The sequence below is a fragment of the Salmonella bongori NCTC 12419 genome (genome assembly GCF_000252995.1).
Lineage (GTDB): Bacteria > Pseudomonadota > Gammaproteobacteria > Enterobacterales > Enterobacteriaceae > Salmonella > Salmonella bongori.
In genome coordinates, this window is the sequence record NC_015761.1 from 1,260,281 (window position 1) to 1,275,881 (window position 15,601).

The 15,601-nt window shown below is 54.0% G+C and carries 13 protein-coding genes; 9 read left to right on the plus strand and 4 right to left on the minus strand.

The window, feature by feature from the left end:
* Positions 1-53: 53 nt before the first annotated feature.
* Positions 54-1,910 (minus strand): signal peptide peptidase SppA, encoded by a 1,857-nt coding sequence (sppA, locus tag SBG_RS05990; RefSeq protein WP_001259786.1) that lies wholly within the window; start codon positions 1,908-1,910, stop codon positions 54-56.
* A 178-nt stretch (positions 1,911-2,088) separates the two neighbouring features.
* On the opposite strand from sppA, the gene SBG_RS05995 reads away from it, so the two are divergent.
* The 3 genes from SBG_RS05995 to topB all read left to right on the plus strand — a co-directional run bounded on the left by SBG_RS05995 (position 2,089) and on the right by topB (position 5,734).
* On the plus strand, positions 2,089-2,640 hold the full coding sequence (locus tag SBG_RS05995; RefSeq protein ID WP_000339307.1) for an NAD(P)H nitroreductase: 552 nt from the start codon (positions 2,089-2,091) through the stop codon (positions 2,638-2,640).
* 117 nt (positions 2,641-2,757) lie between these two features.
* The gene (gene selD, locus SBG_RS06000) at positions 2,758-3,801 is read left to right on the plus strand and encodes a selenide, water dikinase SelD (RefSeq protein WP_001294905.1); all 1,044 of its coding nucleotides are present in this window, start codon (positions 2,758-2,760) and stop codon (positions 3,799-3,801) included.
* A gap of 4 nt (positions 3,802-3,805) precedes the next feature.
* Positions 3,806-5,734 carry a DNA topoisomerase III gene (gene topB, locus SBG_RS06005; RefSeq protein ID WP_001235883.1) on the plus strand — a complete coding sequence of 643 codons (1,929 nt, stop codon included), beginning with the start codon at positions 3,806-3,808 and terminating at the stop codon, positions 5,732-5,734.
* 69 nt (positions 5,735-5,803) lie between these two features.
* Here the strand turns inward: topB and gdhA are convergent, their stop codons facing one another.
* On the minus strand, positions 5,804-7,147 hold the full coding sequence (gene gdhA / locus SBG_RS06010; protein ID WP_000372638.1) for an NADP-specific glutamate dehydrogenase: 1,344 nt from the start codon (positions 7,145-7,147) through the stop codon (positions 5,804-5,806).
* Between the two features lie 238 nt (positions 7,148-7,385).
* Between gdhA and SBG_RS06015 the strand changes: the two genes are divergently transcribed.
* Complete coding sequence (locus SBG_RS06015; protein WP_000488095.1) at positions 7,386-7,661, plus strand: YnjH family protein; 276 nt, start codon at positions 7,386-7,388, stop codon at positions 7,659-7,661.
* Here SBG_RS06015 and SBG_RS06020 read toward each other — a convergent pair.
* Both SBG_RS06020 and xthA read right to left on the minus strand, forming a co-directional pair.
* Entirely contained in the window at positions 7,621-8,037 is a 417-nt protein-coding gene (locus SBG_RS06020; protein WP_000591733.1) for a pyrimidine (deoxy)nucleoside triphosphate diphosphatase, read from the minus strand. The genes SBG_RS06015 and SBG_RS06020 overlap by 41 nt on opposite strands.
* A gap of 72 nt (positions 8,038-8,109) precedes the next feature.
* Positions 8,110-8,916 (minus strand): exodeoxyribonuclease III, encoded by an 807-nt coding sequence (gene xthA, locus SBG_RS06025; protein WP_000673960.1) that lies wholly within the window; start codon positions 8,914-8,916, stop codon positions 8,110-8,112.
* A 444-nt stretch (positions 8,917-9,360) separates the two neighbouring features.
* Between xthA and astC the strand changes: the two genes are divergently transcribed.
* The 5 genes from astC to astE are packed head-to-tail and all read left to right on the plus strand — an operon-like array spanning position 9,361 to position 15,388.
* Positions 9,361-10,587: a succinylornithine/acetylornithine transaminase gene (gene astC / locus SBG_RS06030; protein WP_000059518.1), complete on the plus strand. Its 1,227-nt coding sequence runs from the start codon at positions 9,361-9,363 to the stop codon at positions 10,585-10,587.
* Positions 10,578-11,612 carry an arginine N-succinyltransferase gene (astA, locus tag SBG_RS06035; RefSeq protein ID WP_001263886.1) on the plus strand — a complete coding sequence of 345 codons (1,035 nt, stop codon included), beginning with the start codon at positions 10,578-10,580 and terminating at the stop codon, positions 11,610-11,612. The genes astC and astA overlap by 10 nt, the downstream gene beginning before the upstream one ends.
* Positions 11,609-13,087: a succinylglutamate-semialdehyde dehydrogenase gene (astD, locus tag SBG_RS06040; RefSeq protein WP_000177339.1), complete on the plus strand. Its 1,479-nt coding sequence runs from the start codon at positions 11,609-11,611 to the stop codon at positions 13,085-13,087. Before astA ends, astD begins: the two co-directional genes overlap by 4 nt.
* Positions 13,084-14,427, plus strand: a complete 1,344-nt coding sequence (gene astB / locus SBG_RS06045; protein WP_000127917.1) for an N-succinylarginine dihydrolase — start codon at positions 13,084-13,086, stop codon at positions 14,425-14,427. The genes astD and astB overlap by 4 nt, the downstream gene beginning before the upstream one ends.
* Positions 14,420-15,388, plus strand: a complete 969-nt coding sequence (astE, locus tag SBG_RS06050; RefSeq protein ID WP_000368436.1) for a succinylglutamate desuccinylase — start codon at positions 14,420-14,422, stop codon at positions 15,386-15,388. Before astB ends, astE begins: the two co-directional genes overlap by 8 nt.
* Positions 15,389-15,601 lie beyond the last annotated feature (213 nt).

The window sequence follows — 15,601 nt, forward strand, 5'->3', positions numbered from 1 at the left end:
AGGCCGGACAGGACGCCTGTGCGTCGCCATCCGGCATGGTCATAAATAAAAAATTAGCGAACGTTCGCGCAAGTCAAACAGAACGCATAACGGTTTTGTGGATCGTTAAATGCTGCCAGTTTATCCCCCTCGGCCTTCACCGTGTTGGCGGCGGAAACGAGCGGCGCCGGGAGCATTGCCTGAATGGCCTCCGGCAGCATGACGCGTACAGATCCGGTCATACTGTCCATGACCATATCAAGGACTGTCGGTTCGTCCTGATAGTAATCAAGATGCCACTGTTTCAGTTTCGCGAGTTCAGCTGCTTTGGCGACGGCGTCGTCAAAGTCGCCGAGACCGTCCACCAGACCATTGGCTTTTGCGTCCTGACCGGTCCAGACATGGCCCTGAGCGATTTTATCAATCTGTTCCGGCGTACGCTTACGCGCCTCCGCCACCAGCGTGATAAAGCGTTTGTAACCATATTCGATACTGAGTTGCATCATCTGCTGCACTTCCGGCGACAGCGCTTTGGTCATAGAAAGATCCGCCAGCGGTGATGTGGATACGCCATCGCTATGTATACCAATCGAAGACAGGCTGTTTTCCACCGTATTGACGACCCCGAAGATACCAATTGAGCCTGTCAGCGTACTGGGGCTGGCCACAATATAGTTTGCTGGCGTAGAGATCCAGTAACCGCCGGAGGCTGCCATACCGCCCATAGAAACGACAATGGGTTTGCCCGCCGCTTTTGCCGCCGCCAGTTCGGCGCGGATAACTTCAGAGGCGCTAACGCTGCCGCCAGGGCTATTGACGCGTAGCACAATCGCCTTCACGTTAGGATCGAGGCGTGCATCGCGAATCTGCGATGCTGTTGTGTCGCCGCCGACATTTCCCGCGGTCTCTTCGCCATCCATAATCGCGCCGTTAGCGAAAATAACCGCAATCGTACCGCCGCTATTGGCGGGTGCTTTTAGCGAATAATCATAATAGCTGATTGCCCGATAGTTATTCCCGGCTTTGCTCCAGCCAAACTGCTTTGTCAACGCTTTTTCAACCTCAGCGCGGGAGGCGAGGGCATCCACCAGTTTATGGTCGAGCGCATAGGTGGCGGTATCGCCCCCCGCACGGGTTAGCCCGTCGAGAATGGCCTGCGCGCCCGGGAAGAGCTGCCGCGGTGAAATCTGGCGATTTGCAGAGACGGTATTCAGGTAATTCTGCCACAGCTCACCTATCCAGCGGCTATCGGCCTCGCGGGCGGCAGGCGACATATCATCGCGAATAAACGGCTCAACGGCAGATTTATAGGTGCCAACCCGGAAAACGTGGGTAGACACTTTAAGTTTATCCAGCAGCGTTTTGTAATACAGGCCATTGGTGGCGAAGCCGTGAAGATTGACCTGGCCCTGCGGGGAGAGCCAGATTTTATTGGCGAAACTGGCGAGGTAATACTGACCTTGAGTGTAATTGTCACCTACAGCAAAAACGGGTTTACCGCTGTCGCGAAATTCGCGCAACGCCTTGCCGATATAATGCATTGAGGGTTGGTCGGCGCCGGTGAAGTTTTTCAGGTCCAGAACGATGCCGGTGATATTACGGTCATTTTTTGCCTGACGAATAGCGCTGACGATGTCAAACAGAGAGTTTTCCTGCAGACGGTCGGAACTGGCGCCAAACAGTTGGCGACCCAGTGCGCCCAGACGGTGATTGGTAGACGGTTTATCCACAATGGTGCCGGAAATATCCAGCAGCAGCGCGCCGCGCGCCGTTTGTTCACTGTTGCTGCCACTACCGAGTTGCATCCAGATCCCGACACCCACCAGAACCAGAAAAATAAAGAACAGGTTGAGCACCATTTCACGGACGAAGTTTAACAGTCGCCACGTCCATTTAAAAAAGCCGGCAATAAATCGCCACAGGGTTCGCATGTATTCTTCCTATCTGATCTGAGTAACAACGCTTATGCCTCAATGAGGACAATGCATTAGGATGTGGCTATCGTAATGACCCATCAGGCAGTTGTCAGCAGGAATCACTGCCTGTGCTGTAACAAAATCTGCTCCTGTGTTAATTTTGTTAATAAATATCATTTGCGGAGTTAATCAAATGGATGCACTCGAACTGCTAGTCAATCGTCGTAGCGCTTCTCGTCTCGCGGAACCGGCGCCGACCGGAGAGCAATTGCAGAACATTTTGCGGGCGGGGATGCGTGTACCTGATCATAAATCTCTACAGCCGTGGCGCTTTTTTGTGATTGAAGGCGAAGGGCGCGAACGTTTTAGCGCCGTTCTTGAACAAGGTGCCGTTGCCGCCGGGGGAGATGAAAAAGCGATTGAAAAAGCGCGTACCGCGCCGTTTCGTGCACCACTAATCATTACCGTAGTCGCAAAATGTGAAGAAAATCACAAAGTACCCGTGTGGGAGCAGGAGATGTCCGCCGGATGTGCAGTGATGGCGATGCAAATGGCGGCGATAGCGCAAGGGTTTAATGGTATCTGGCGTAGCGGCGCGTTAACTGAGAGCCCCGTCGTACGGGCAGCTTTTGAATGCCGTCCCCAGGATAAAATTGTCGGTTTTCTCTATCTCGGCACGCCGCAGCTTAAAGCGTCAACGACGATTGGTATGCCCGATCCCACACCGTTTGTGCGTTACTTCTGACATTGAGGGCTAAAACTGTCTGGATTCTGAGCAAAGGCGCGGTAATTCAGACAGTGATACTTATCACATCAAGGAATGAGCGCTACCATAGCGCGATTGCAATGACAGGAGATGTCCATGAGCGAGCAAGCCATTCGTTTAACGCAATACAGCCACGGAGCCGGTTGTGGTTGTAAAATTTCCCCTAAAGTGCTGGAAACTATCCTGCATAGCGAGCAGGCGAAGTTCGTCGATCCGAATCTGCTGGTGGGGAATGAAACCCGTGATGACGCAGCGGTTTACGATTTAGGTAATGGCACCAGTATTATCAGCACTACCGACTTCTTTATGCCGATAGTCGATAATCCGTTTGATTTTGGCCGCATTGCAGCCACAAACGCCATCAGCGATATTTTTGCGATGGGCGGCAAGCCGATTATGGCCATCGCGATCCTCGGCTGGCCTGTCAACACCCTGTCGCCCGATATTGCGCGTGAAGTGACCGAGGGGGGACGTTTTGCCTGCCGTCAGGCTGGTATCGCCCTGGCAGGCGGACACTCTATTGATGCGCCTGAACCCATCTTTGGTCTCGCAGTCACCGGCGTGGTGCCGACCGAACGGGTGAAGAAAAACAGTACCGCGCAGGCCGGCTGCAAACTTTTCCTGACGAAACCGTTGGGGATTGGCGTATTGACTACCGCCGAGAAAAAATCGCTGCTCAAGCCTGAACATCAGGGACTGGCCACGGAAATCATGTGCCGGATGAATAGTGCCGGCACCGCATTTGCCAATATCGACGGTGTCAAAGCCATGACTGACGTCACCGGCTTTGGTCTGCTGGGGCATTTAAGCGAAATGTGCCAGGGCGCAGGCGTGCAGGCGCAGCTTAACTATCAGAACATCCCTAAACTGCCTGGCGTGGAAGAGTATATTGCTTTGGGCGCCGTACCAGGCGGCACAGAGCGTAACTTTGCCAGCTACGGTCATCTGATAGGCGATATGCCGCGTGAAGTTCGTAGCCTGCTGTGCGACCCGCAAACGTCTGGCGGCCTGCTGCTGGCGGTCACGCCAGACGCCGAAGACGAAGTAAAAGCCACCGCGGCGGAATTTGGTATCGATCTGACCGCGATTGGCGAACTGGTCGAAGCCCATAGTGGTCGCCCTATGGTTGAGATCCGTTAACTTGATGCGGTTGTTTATTGCCGAAAAACCGAGCCTGGGACGCGCTATTGCGGATGTGCTGCCAAAGCCGCACCGTAAGGGGGACGGTTTTATTGAATGCGGAAACGGGCAGGTGGTCACCTGGTGTATTGGTCATTTGCTGGAGCAGGCGCAGCCTGACGCGTATGACAGCCGCTATGCGCGCTGGAGCCTGGCCGATCTGCCTATCGTACCCGAGAAATGGCAGCTTCAGCCTCGTCCTTCCGTCACCAAACAGCTCAATGTGATTAAACGCTTTCTGCAAGACGCTGGTGAAATTGTTCATGCCGGCGACCCGGATCGTGAAGGGCAGCTTCTGGTCGATGAAGTGCTGGACTATCTTCAACTTCCGGCCGAAAAGCGTCAGCGGGTGCAACGTTGTTTAATAAACGATCTTAACCCGCAGGCGGTGGAGCGTGCTATCGACAGACTGCGTGCGAACAGCGACTTTGTGCCGCTGTGCGTTTCCGCGCTGGCGCGCGCGCGCGCGGACTGGCTGTATGGCATTAATATGACTCGCGCGTACACGATTCTGGGGCGTAATGCGGGCTATCAGGGCGTGTTATCTGTGGGGCGTGTACAGACGCCGGTACTTGGCCTGGTGGTGCGCCGGGATGAAGAGATTGAGAATTTCGTCGCCAAAGACTTCTTTGAAGTGAAGGCGCACATCGTTACGCCTGCCGACGAGCGTTTTACCGCTATCTGGCAGCCGAGCGAGGCGTGTGAACCTTATCAGGATGAAGAGGGACGGTTGCTTCATCGTCCGCTGGCGGAACATGTGGTGAACCGGATCAACGGTCAGCCTGCGCTGGTAACCAGTTATAATGATAAACGGGAATCAGAATCCGCACCGTTACCTTTTTCGCTCTCGACGTTACAGATTGAAGCGGCCAAACGCTTTGGTCTGAGCGCGCAAAATGTGCTTGATATTTGTCAGAAACTGTATGAAACCCACAAACTGATTACTTACCCACGTTCCGACTGCCGTTATCTGCCAGAGGAACATTTTGCCGGCCGCCACGCGGTGATGAAGGCGATTAGCGTCCACGCCCCGGATTTACTGCCGCAGCCTGTGGTTAATCCTGATACGCGCAATCGCTGCTGGGATGACAAAAAAGTGGATGCGCACCACGCAATTATCCCGACGGCGCGCAGTTCTTCTGTCCACCTGACGGAAAATGAGGCGAAGGTCTACGCCCTGATTGCGCGCCAGTATTTGATGCAGTTCTGCCCGGACGCGGTGTTTCGTAAATGTGTTATTGAACTGGACATTGCCAAAGGGAAATTTGTCGCCAAAGCGCGTTTTCTGGCGGAGGCCGGTTGGCGGACGTTACTGGGCAGTAAAGAGCGCGACGAGGAGAACGACGGTACGCCGCTGCCGATTGTCGCGAAAGGAGATGAGTTACTGTGTGAAAAGGGCGAAGTGGTTGAACGGCAAACTCAGCCGCCGCGCCATTTCACCGATGCGACATTACTGTCCGCGATGACCGGAATTGCCCGCTTTGTGCAGGATAAAGATCTGAAAAAGATTCTGCGTGCGACCGATGGGCTGGGAACAGAAGCGACCCGTGCCGGGATTATTGAACTGCTTTTCAAACGTAGCTTTCTGACGAAAAAAGGGCGCTACATTCATTCGACCGATGCTGGAAAAGCGCTGTTCCATTCGCTGCCAGAAATGGCGACTCGTCCGGATATGACGGCGCACTGGGAGTCTGTTCTGACGCAAATTAGCGAAAAACAGTGTCGCTATCAGGATTTTATGCAGCCGCTGGTAGGCACACTGTATCAGTTGATCGAGCAGGCGAAACGGACGCCGGTACGCCAGTTTCGCGGCATTATCGCCCCGGTGGGCGAAGGTAAGAAAAAAAGCGCGCCGCGTAAACGTCCGGCGAAAAAGAGCCCGCCCCAGGCCTGATAAGCGTAGCGCCATCAGGCATGCAATGCAGGATGGCGGCTAAACACGTTATTTGGCCTGTAAGGTGTGTTAAATCACGCCTTGCGCCAGCATCGCGTCGGCGACTTTCACAAAGCCGGCGATATTGGCGCCCTGAACGTAGTTGGTATGCTGGTTGTCGCCGCCATATTCTACGCAGGCGTGGTGGATATCCAGCATAATGTGATGCAGACGAGCGTCCACCTTTTCGGCTTTCCAGCTTAAGCGTGCGGCGTTCTGCGCCATTTCCAGCCCGGATGTCGCCACACCGCCCGCGTTGGCGGCTTTACCCGGCGCAAACAGTACGCCTGCCTCAAGGAACAGATCGGTTGCTTCAATTGTGGTCGGCATGTTTGCCCCTTCCGCCACCGCTTTTACACCATTCGCAATCAGTATGCGCGCAGCGTCAACGTCCAGTTCATTTTGCGTTGCGCATGGCAGGGCGATATCTACCGGCACGTTCCAGGGCTGCTGACCCTGCAGATAGGTTAAACCAAACTCACGGGCGTAGTCGGCGACACGACCGTCGCGACTGGCTTTAATTTCACACAGGCGCGCCAGCTTCTCTGGCGTGAAGCCGCTTTCGTCGACAACCGTACCGCTCGAATCCGATGCGGTAACCACGCGCGCGCCAAATGCCATCGCTTTCTCAATGGCGTATTGCGCTACGTTGCCAGAGCCGGAAACGGCGACGCGCATTCCTTCAAAACCGAGGCCATGCCGTTTAAGCATTGCTTCGGTGAAGTAGACCAGGCCATAGCCCGTTGCCTCCGGGCGGATCAGACTACCGCCGAAAGACAGTCCTTTGCCGGTGAAAACACAGGCGCTGTTATTGGAAAGTTTACGCATCATTCCCGCCATAAAGCCCACTTCGCGTCCGCCCACGCCAATATCGCCGGCAGGTACGTCGGTATCCGGCCCTAAATGACGATACAGTTCGGTCATCAACGCCTGGCAGAAACGCATCACTTCGCCTTCGCTTTTCCCTTTTGGATCGAAATCGCTACCGCCTTTACCGCCGCCCATCGGCAATGTGGTGAGGGCATTTTTAAAGGTTTGCTCGAAGCCGAGGAATTTAAGAATGGAAAGGTTTACCGACGGATGGAAGCGCATACCGCCCTTATAGGGACCAATCGCAGCATTAAATTGCACGCGCCAGGCGCGATTTACTTGTACCTGGTTTCTGTCGTCCAGCCATACCACGCGAAACTGGATCACGCGCTCTGGTTCAACCAAACGTTCCAGTAAAGACATCTGACGGTAACGAGGGTTCTGTTCAAGAAACGGCCACAGGGTGGTCATGACTTCACGGACGGCTTGCGCGAACTCGGTTTGATGCGGGTCGCGCTTTTGTACATGGTTGAGGAACGACTCCAGAGAACATGGCTGATCCATAGATATAAAAACCTCTTATAGATTAATGTGGTTGTATTTGTGTGTTATCAGAATAGGTGTTTGCAGTTTTTGACTATACCATCAGCGATGTGACGATAAGCAAGAAAAAAATGACGGCGCTAAGTAAATTCATAACGGGGCGAGGGTCATAACCAAAAGCGATGAAGAAAGAGGCGTAAAGTTTTTGCGGCGGCTTACCGTTATACTGAGAATATGCTCAGAAAAATAAGGAAATACTATGTTCCGATGCCTTGTGGCTACCGCGATAGCGGTCGTGTCAATCGTCGCGCTGGCAAACCAGACCGTTCGCCCCGATATAGAAGTGAACGTCCCGCCGGAGATTTTTAGTACGCGCGGTCAGGCGTCTCAGCCCTGCATTCAGTGTTGCGTTTATCAGGATCAGAATTACTCCGAGGGCGCGGTGATAAAAGTTGAAGGCGTATTGCTCCAGTGTCAGCGTGATGAGCAAACCATCAGCACAAATCCTCTGGTCTGGCGTCGCGTAAAGCCATAAACGCCAGCAATAGCGGAATATCCGCCGGGGCGAGAGAGTACTCCAGCGCTTCTTCTGGGGAACACCAGACTAATGCCTGATGTTCCAGCGCACATATCAGGCCGGTAAATGCAGGCACATGCCAGGCGTGTAAATGAATCCGTCGGCCAGAAACATCGCGTTGATGGCTGGCGATATACGCGCCGGGCGTTGCGTCGATGCCTAATTCTTCGCGCAGCTCGCGGACAAGCGCTTGTGGTTGGGTTTCTCCAGGCTCGACTTTACCGCCGGCAAACTCCCATAAACCGGCTTGATCCGCATGGTTTGGGCGCTGGGCCAGCAGTATTTTACCGTCACGTTCAATAATGGCGGCAACAACATCAATTTTTTTTATCATCTTCGGTAAGGTCGCTATTCCAGCCGGGAAGCGTCACGCTATCCCGGTCTTACGGTCAACCACGCGGCTGAATCAGACGCGAAACGTCGCCCATACCGGCGCGTGGTCGGAGGGCTTTTCCATGCTGCGAATATCATAGTCAATACCGGTTTCTGCGCAGCGCTCTGCCAGCGGCCGGCTTGCCAGCAAAAGATCTATCCGCAGCCCACGATTATCCACAAAACCTTTAGAGCGGTAATCAAACCATGAGAATTTATCCCCCGTTTCTGGATTTGCCTGACGGAAGGTGTCTACTAATCCCCACTTCAGCAACCGCGACATCCACTCACGCTCTTCCGGCAGGAAGGAGCATTTACCGGTACGCAACCAGCGTTTGCGGTTCTCTTCACCGATACCGATATCCAGATCGGTTGGGCTGATATTCATGTCGCCCATAATTAATACCGGATTATCGCATTTGAGTTCCGTTTCAAGATAATGTTGCAGGTTTTGGTAAAACTGCGCTTTTGCGGGAAACTTTAGTGGGTGATCCCGGCTTTCTCCCTGGGGGAAATAGCCGTTAATGACAGTGATATTCCCCAGCGGCGAGGGTATCTCCGCCATGATAATGCGGCGTTGCGCCTCTTCGCCATCATTCGGGAAACCGCGTCTGATGGAAATAGGTGTAGCTTTTGTCAGCAGCGCAACGCCGTAATGCCCTTTTTGACCGTGATAGAAAACGTTATAGCCCAGCTTCGCGACCTCTTCGAGCGGGAACATCTCGTCGTGGACTTTTGTCTCCTGTAAGCCGATGACCTCAGGTTGGTGTTTTTCGACAATCGCTTCAAGTTGATGAGGACGGGCGCGCAGTCCGTTGATATTAAAAGAGACAAATTTCATAGTCGCTGCCATTTTGCAAGGTGAATCGTGCTGGGATGGTAGCAGAAATTTTACCGGGTGACTGCTTCTCATCGTCAGAGTACACCTATTGAAGCGTTTGGGGGGGTGTGGGGGCAAAAACGGCTCTGTTTGAGCGCAGATGCACCAGAATGGGGCGGAAATTTCCAGTAAATTTCGTATAAGATCACAATTCCAGAATTATATTTGGCAACTGAATAATATTTCGCTTTTTCCTCTCTTAAGCCAACGATTATGCGGGAATATGCACTTTTTATGCGGTAAAGGTGAATATCGCTACGCTGTAACCTGTTGATTAATCGTTTATCACCTCCGTTTATGCAATTTTAATGCTGGCTGGCACGAACGCTGCAATCTACATTTACAGCGCAAACACCCATATTATTTAACATATAAATAACCTTATTTTTACTAAAAGGGGTCGCTATGTCTCTGTCAGTTACGCGTGAAAACTTTGATGAATGGATGGTGCCGGTTTATGTTCCCGCGCCTTTTATTCCCGTACGCGGAGAAGGCTCACGCTTGTGGGATCAGCAGGGAAAAGAGTACATTGATTTTGCTGGTGGGATAGCGGTCAATGCGTTGGGACATGCGCATCCTGTGCTGCGCGAGACGTTAAATGAACAGGCGAGCTGCTTCTGGCATACGGGGAATGGCTATACCAATGAACCGGCTCTGCGTCTGGCGAAAAAATTTATCGACGCTACCTTTGCCGAACGCGTTTTCTTTTGTAATTCAGGCGCTGAGGCGAACGAAGCGGCGTTGAAACTGGCGCGCAAATACGCCCACGATCGTTTCGGCAGCCATAAAAGCGGCATCGTGGCCTTTAAAAACGCATTCCACGGTCGCACGCTTTTTACCGTCAGCGCTGGTGGCCAACCGGCGTATTCACAGGATTTTGCGCCATTACCGCCTGATATCCGTCACGCGGCCTATAACGATCTGAATTCTGCCAGTGCGCTCATTGATGACAATACCTGTGCCGTAATTGTGGAACCTGTGCAGGGCGAGGGCGGTGTCATCCCTGCCACAAAAGCGTTTTTACAGGGGCTACGTGAATTGTGTGACAGGCATCATGCGGTGTTGATTTTTGATGAGGTGCAGACGGGCGTTGGGCGCACTGGCGAGCTGTATGCATATATGCATTATGGCGTTATACCCGATCTCCTGACGACGGCAAAAGCGTTGGGCGGTGGTTTTCCGATCGGCGCAATGCTGACCACACAGGACTATGCCAGCGTCATGACGCCAGGCACTCATGGTACCACCTACGGTGGTAATCCGCTGGCGACGGCAGTCGCCGGAAAAGTGCTGGATATCATCAATACGCCAGAGATGCTAAACGGCGTCAGGCAGCGCCACGATGCGTTTATTGAACGGTTAAATACGATAAATGAACGTTTTAGCATGTTCAGTGAGATTCGCGGGCTGGGGCTGCTGCTTGGCTGTGTGCTACAGGCGGAGTTTGCCGGGAAGGCCAAACTCATCGCTCAGGAGGCCGCAAAAGCAGGCGTCATGGTGCTTATCGCCGGCGGCGACGTGGTACGTTTTGCGCCGGCATTAAATGTGAGTGATGAGGAGATAGCCACAGGACTTGATCGTTTTGCCCTGGCATGCGAACGCCTTCAGACGGGAGGCGCATCATGCGGGTGATTCGTCCTGTCGAACATGCGGATATCGCCGCGCTGATGCAGCTTGCAGGCAAAACGGGCGGCGGCTTAACCTCGCTGCCGGCAAATGAAGCGACGCTGGCGGCCCGCATTGAACGTGCGCTAAAAACCTGGTCCGGCGAGTTGCCAAAAGGCGAACAAGGATATGTATTTGTTCTCGAAGACAGTGAAACGGGTGATGTCGGCGGGATCTGCGCCATTGAGGTCGCGGTCGGCCTTAATGATCCCTGGTATAACTATCGTGTCGGTACGCTGGTTCATGCCTCCAAAGAGCTGAATGTGTACAACGCGCTGCCAACGCTGTTCCTGAGTAATGATCACACCGGCAGCAGTGAGCTTTGCACGCTGTTTCTCGATCCTGAATGGCGTAAAGAGGGCAATGGCTATTTGCTGTCAAAATCGCGCTTTATGTTTATGGCCGCATTTCGCGAAAAATTCAATGAGAAAGTGGTGGCGGAAATGCGCGGCGTCATTGACGAGCACGGTTATTCTCCCTTCTGGCAAAGTCTCGGCAAACGCTTTTTTTCTATGGATTTCAGTCGCGCTGACTTTTTATGCGGCACCGGACAAAAAGCGTTTATCGCCGAACTGATGCCTAAACATCCTATTTATACCCATTTCTTATCGGAAGAGGCACAGGCCGTGATTGGCGAAGTCCATCCGCAAACGGCACCAGCCCGTGCGGTGCTGGAAAAAGAGGGATTTCGCTATCGCCATTATATCGATATCTTCGATGGCGGACCGACGCTGGAGTGTGATATTGACCGTGTGCGGGCTATTCGCAAAAGCCGACTGGTGGAGGTCGCTGAGGGACAACCTGCGCCTGGCGACTATCCGGCATGTCTGGTCGCTAACGAAAATTATCAGCATTTTCGGGCCGCGCTGGTGCGCGCCGATCCGCAGACTTCACGGCTCGTACTTACCGCAGCGCAATTAGATGGGCTGAAATGTCGCGCGGGCGACCACGTTCGACTGGTACGTCTTTGTGCAGAGGAGAAAACGGTATGACGTTATGGATAAATGGCAGCTGGGTCATCGGTCAGGGCGAGCGCCGCCGCAAAACGAATCCGGTGAGCGCAGAGCGCCTTTGGCAAGGTAATGACGCGGCGGCGGCGCAGGTCGCCGAGGCCTGTCAGGCAGCGCGCGCGGCGTTTCCCGCCTGGGCCAGACAACCTTTTGCGGCGCGGCAGACTATTGTAGAAAAGTTTGCCGCCCTGCTGGAGGAGCATAAGACCGAGCTCACGGCAGTTATCGCGCGTGAAACGGGTAAACCGCGCTGGGAAGCCGCGACGGAGGTAACGGCGATGATGAATAAGATCGCTATCTCTATTAAGGCTTACCATACCAGAACAGGTGAACAAAAAAGCGAACTTGCCGATGGCGCCGCGACGTTACGCCATCGTCCTCATGGCGTACTGGCGGTATTTGGTCCTTATAACTTTCCCGGCCATTTGCCGAATGGCCATATAGTCCCCGCGCTGCTGGCAGGCAATACGCTTATCTTCAAACCAAGCGAGTTAACGCCGTGGACCGGCGAGGTGGTGATCAAACTCTGGGAACGGGCGGGGCTACCGGCAGGTGTTCTTAATCTGGTACAGGGGGGGCGGGAGACCGGGCAAGCGCTAAGTCAGCTCGACGATCTCGACGGACTGCTGTTTACCGGCAGTGCCGGTACCGGCTATCAGCTTCACCGTCAGCTAGCCGGCCAGCCGGAAAAAATCCTGGCCCTTGAAATGGGGGGAAACAACCCGCTTATTATTGAGGACGCGGCAAATATTGATGCGGCGGTCCATTTGACGTTGCAATCGGCGTTTATTACTGCCGGACAGCGCTGTACTTGCGCACGACGGCTTCTGGTGAAACAGGGAGCGCAGGGCGATGCGTTTCTGGCGCGGCTGGTGGATGTCGCAGGGCGCTTGCAGCCAGGCCGGTGGGACGACGAACCGCAGCCGTTTATCGGCGGCCTGATTTCTGCACAGGCCGCGGGGCAGGTGATTGATGCCTGGCGTCAACGAGAGGCATTGGGCGGACGCACGCTACTGGCGCCGCGGAAGATTAAAGAGGAAACCTCCCTGCTTACGCCGGGCATCATTGAACTGACGGGCGTGGCAGATGTGCCGGATGAAGAGGTGTTTGGTCCGCTATTGAACGTCTGGCGTTATGATCATTTTGATGAGGCGATTCGCCTGGCGAATCATACCCGTTTTGGGCTGTCGTGCGGGCTGGTGTCTCCGGATCGCGCGCAGTTCGAGCAGCTTTTGCTGGAGGCGCGGGCAGGGATCGTTAACTGGAATAAGCCGCTCACCGGGGCGGCGAGCACTGCGCCGTTTGGCGGTATCGGCGCGTCCGGCAACCATCGGCCCAGCGCCTGGTATGCCGCCGATTATTGCGCCTGGCCGATGGCCAGTGTGGAAGCTCCCGAACTCACATTACCCGATACGCTCAGCCCCGGGCTCGATTTTTCTCACCGGGAGGTAGTATGACGGCGTATGAAGTCAATTTTGATGGACTGGTGGGGCTCACTCACCATTATGCCGGACTATCATTCGGCAATGAGGCGTCGACTCGCCACCGTTTTCAGGTATCAAATCCTCGCCTGGCGGTGAAGCAGGGATTGTTAAAGATGAAAGCGTTGGCGGATGCCGGATTCCCTCAGGCCGTAATCCCACCGCATGAGCGGCCTTTTATCCCTGCGTTGCGTCAACTCGGTTTCAGCGGTAGCGATGAGCAGATTCTGGACAAAGTTTCACGTCAGGCACCGCGCTGGCTTTCCAGCGTGAGCTCCGCTTCGCCAATGTGGGTAGCGAATGCGGCGACGGTGTGTCCGTCCGCAGACGCGCTGGATGGGAAAGTTCACCTGACGGTGGCGAATTTAAACAATAAATTCCATCGTTCCCTTGAGGCGCCGCTCACCGAAACACTTCTACGCGCTATATTTCGTGATGAAGAGCGATTTTCGCTGCACAGAGCCTTGCCGCAGGTGGCTTTATTGGGAGATGAAGGCGCGGCGAATCATAACCGTCTTGGCGGCGACTATGGTTCGGCAAGCGTGCAGCTTTTTGTTTATGGGCGTGAAGAGGAAAACGACACGCGGCCCACCCGTTACCCGGCACGCCAGACCCGTGAAGCCAGCGAGGCTGTGGCGCGCCTTAATCAGGTTAATCCGCAGCAGGTTATCTTCGTTCAGCAAAATCCGGAGGCTATCGATCGGGGTGTATTTCACAATGATGTCATCGCCGTATCGAATCGCCAGGTTCTGTTTTGTCACGAAGCAGCGTTTGCGAGACAGGAAATTTTAATAAATCAACTACGGACACGCGTTGACGGTTTTATGGCGATAGAGGTACCTGCCGACGAGGTTTCCATATCGGATGCCGTAGCGACTTACCTGTTTAATAGCCAGTTACTAAGCCGTGACGATGGGTCAATGCTGTTAGTGGTCCCCCAGGAGTGCCAGGAGCATACCGGCGTCTGGCGCTATCTGAACAGGATATTGGCGGAGGATAATCCGATCAGCGCAATGCAGGTGTTTGATTTACGCGAAAGTATGGCGAATGGTGGCGGTCCGGCCTGCCTGCGATTACGTGTCGTGTTAACAGAAGACGAACGGCAGGCGGTGAACCCGGCGGTAATGATGAATGACAGCCTGTTTGCCGCTCTCAACGCCTGGGCGGATCGTTATTATCGCGATCGGCTGACAGCCGCCGATCTTGCCGACCCGTTATTGCTGCGAGAAGGTCGTGAGGCTCTGGATACATTAACGCGACTGCTTGACCTGGGGTCGGTTTATCCTTTCCAGCAGACGGGGGCGGTAAATGGATAACTTTCTGGCGTTGACGCTAGCAGGAATGACGCCGCCGGAAACGCAGGGGAAGGCCGGCGATTTTCGCTGGCGCTGGTTAGGGCATGGCCTGCTCGAACTGACGCCGGATGTCCCGGTTGATCGGGCGTTGATTCTTTCTGCGGGCGTACACGGCAATGAAACCGCGCCGGTGGAAATACTGGACATGTTGTTATCGGCCTTGTATAGCGGCAGTATTTCCCTGACATGGCGGGTGCTGGTGGTGTTGGGGAATCCGCCCGCGCTGGCAGCGGGAAAGCGCTATTGCCACAGTGATATGAACCGTATGTTTGGTGGACAGTGGCAGTCCTTTGTCGAAAGCGGTGAAACGCGGCGGGCGCGTGAACTGGAGCTAAGTCTGGAGACATTCTTTTCACACGGACAAGAGCAGGTTCGCTGGCATCTGGATCTGCATACCGCTATTCGGGGTTCATATCATCTGCGCTTCGGCGTACTGCCGCAGCGCGACTCGCCGTGGGATGCGAATTTTCTGGCATGGCTGGGCGCGGCGGGGCTGGAAGCGCTGGTATTTCATCAGGCGCCTGGCGGTACATTTACGCACTTTAGCTCTGAACATTTCGGCGCGCTTTCCTGTACGCTGGAGTTAGGGAAGGCACTGCCGTTTGGGCAAAACGATCTGACGCAATTCACCGTTACCTCCCGGGCGTTGTCAGCACTGCTGGGTGGCCTCGTGACACCATTCTTGTCTTCGCCGCCGCAGCGGTATCGGGTGGTATCGCAAATCACGCGTCACAGCGATAATTTTGTGCTTTATATGGATGCGCAAACGCTGAATTTTACCGCCTTTGCAAAAGGCACGTTGCTGGCAGAAGAGGGAAATAAGCGCGTGACGGTAACGCACGACGTAGAATATGTGCTCTTCCCTAATCCCGCTGTTGCCTGCGGATTGCGCGCGGGATTAATGTTAGAAAAGCTTCCCTGATAATTTCCCTGCAGCCTGATATTCTGGCTGTGGGGATTATTTCAGACATGCTTTTCTATTGCAGATTATTCCTGGAGATTTGCTTTATTACTATGCGCTGATGCGTTATATTTCTTCATAATCTCTACTAAATCATATGGTTGTATATTTCTCTTTCAACTCTGCGCAATTTATTCTTTTTTTCTTCACAATTGGCGAAAAAGTGTTTTTTAT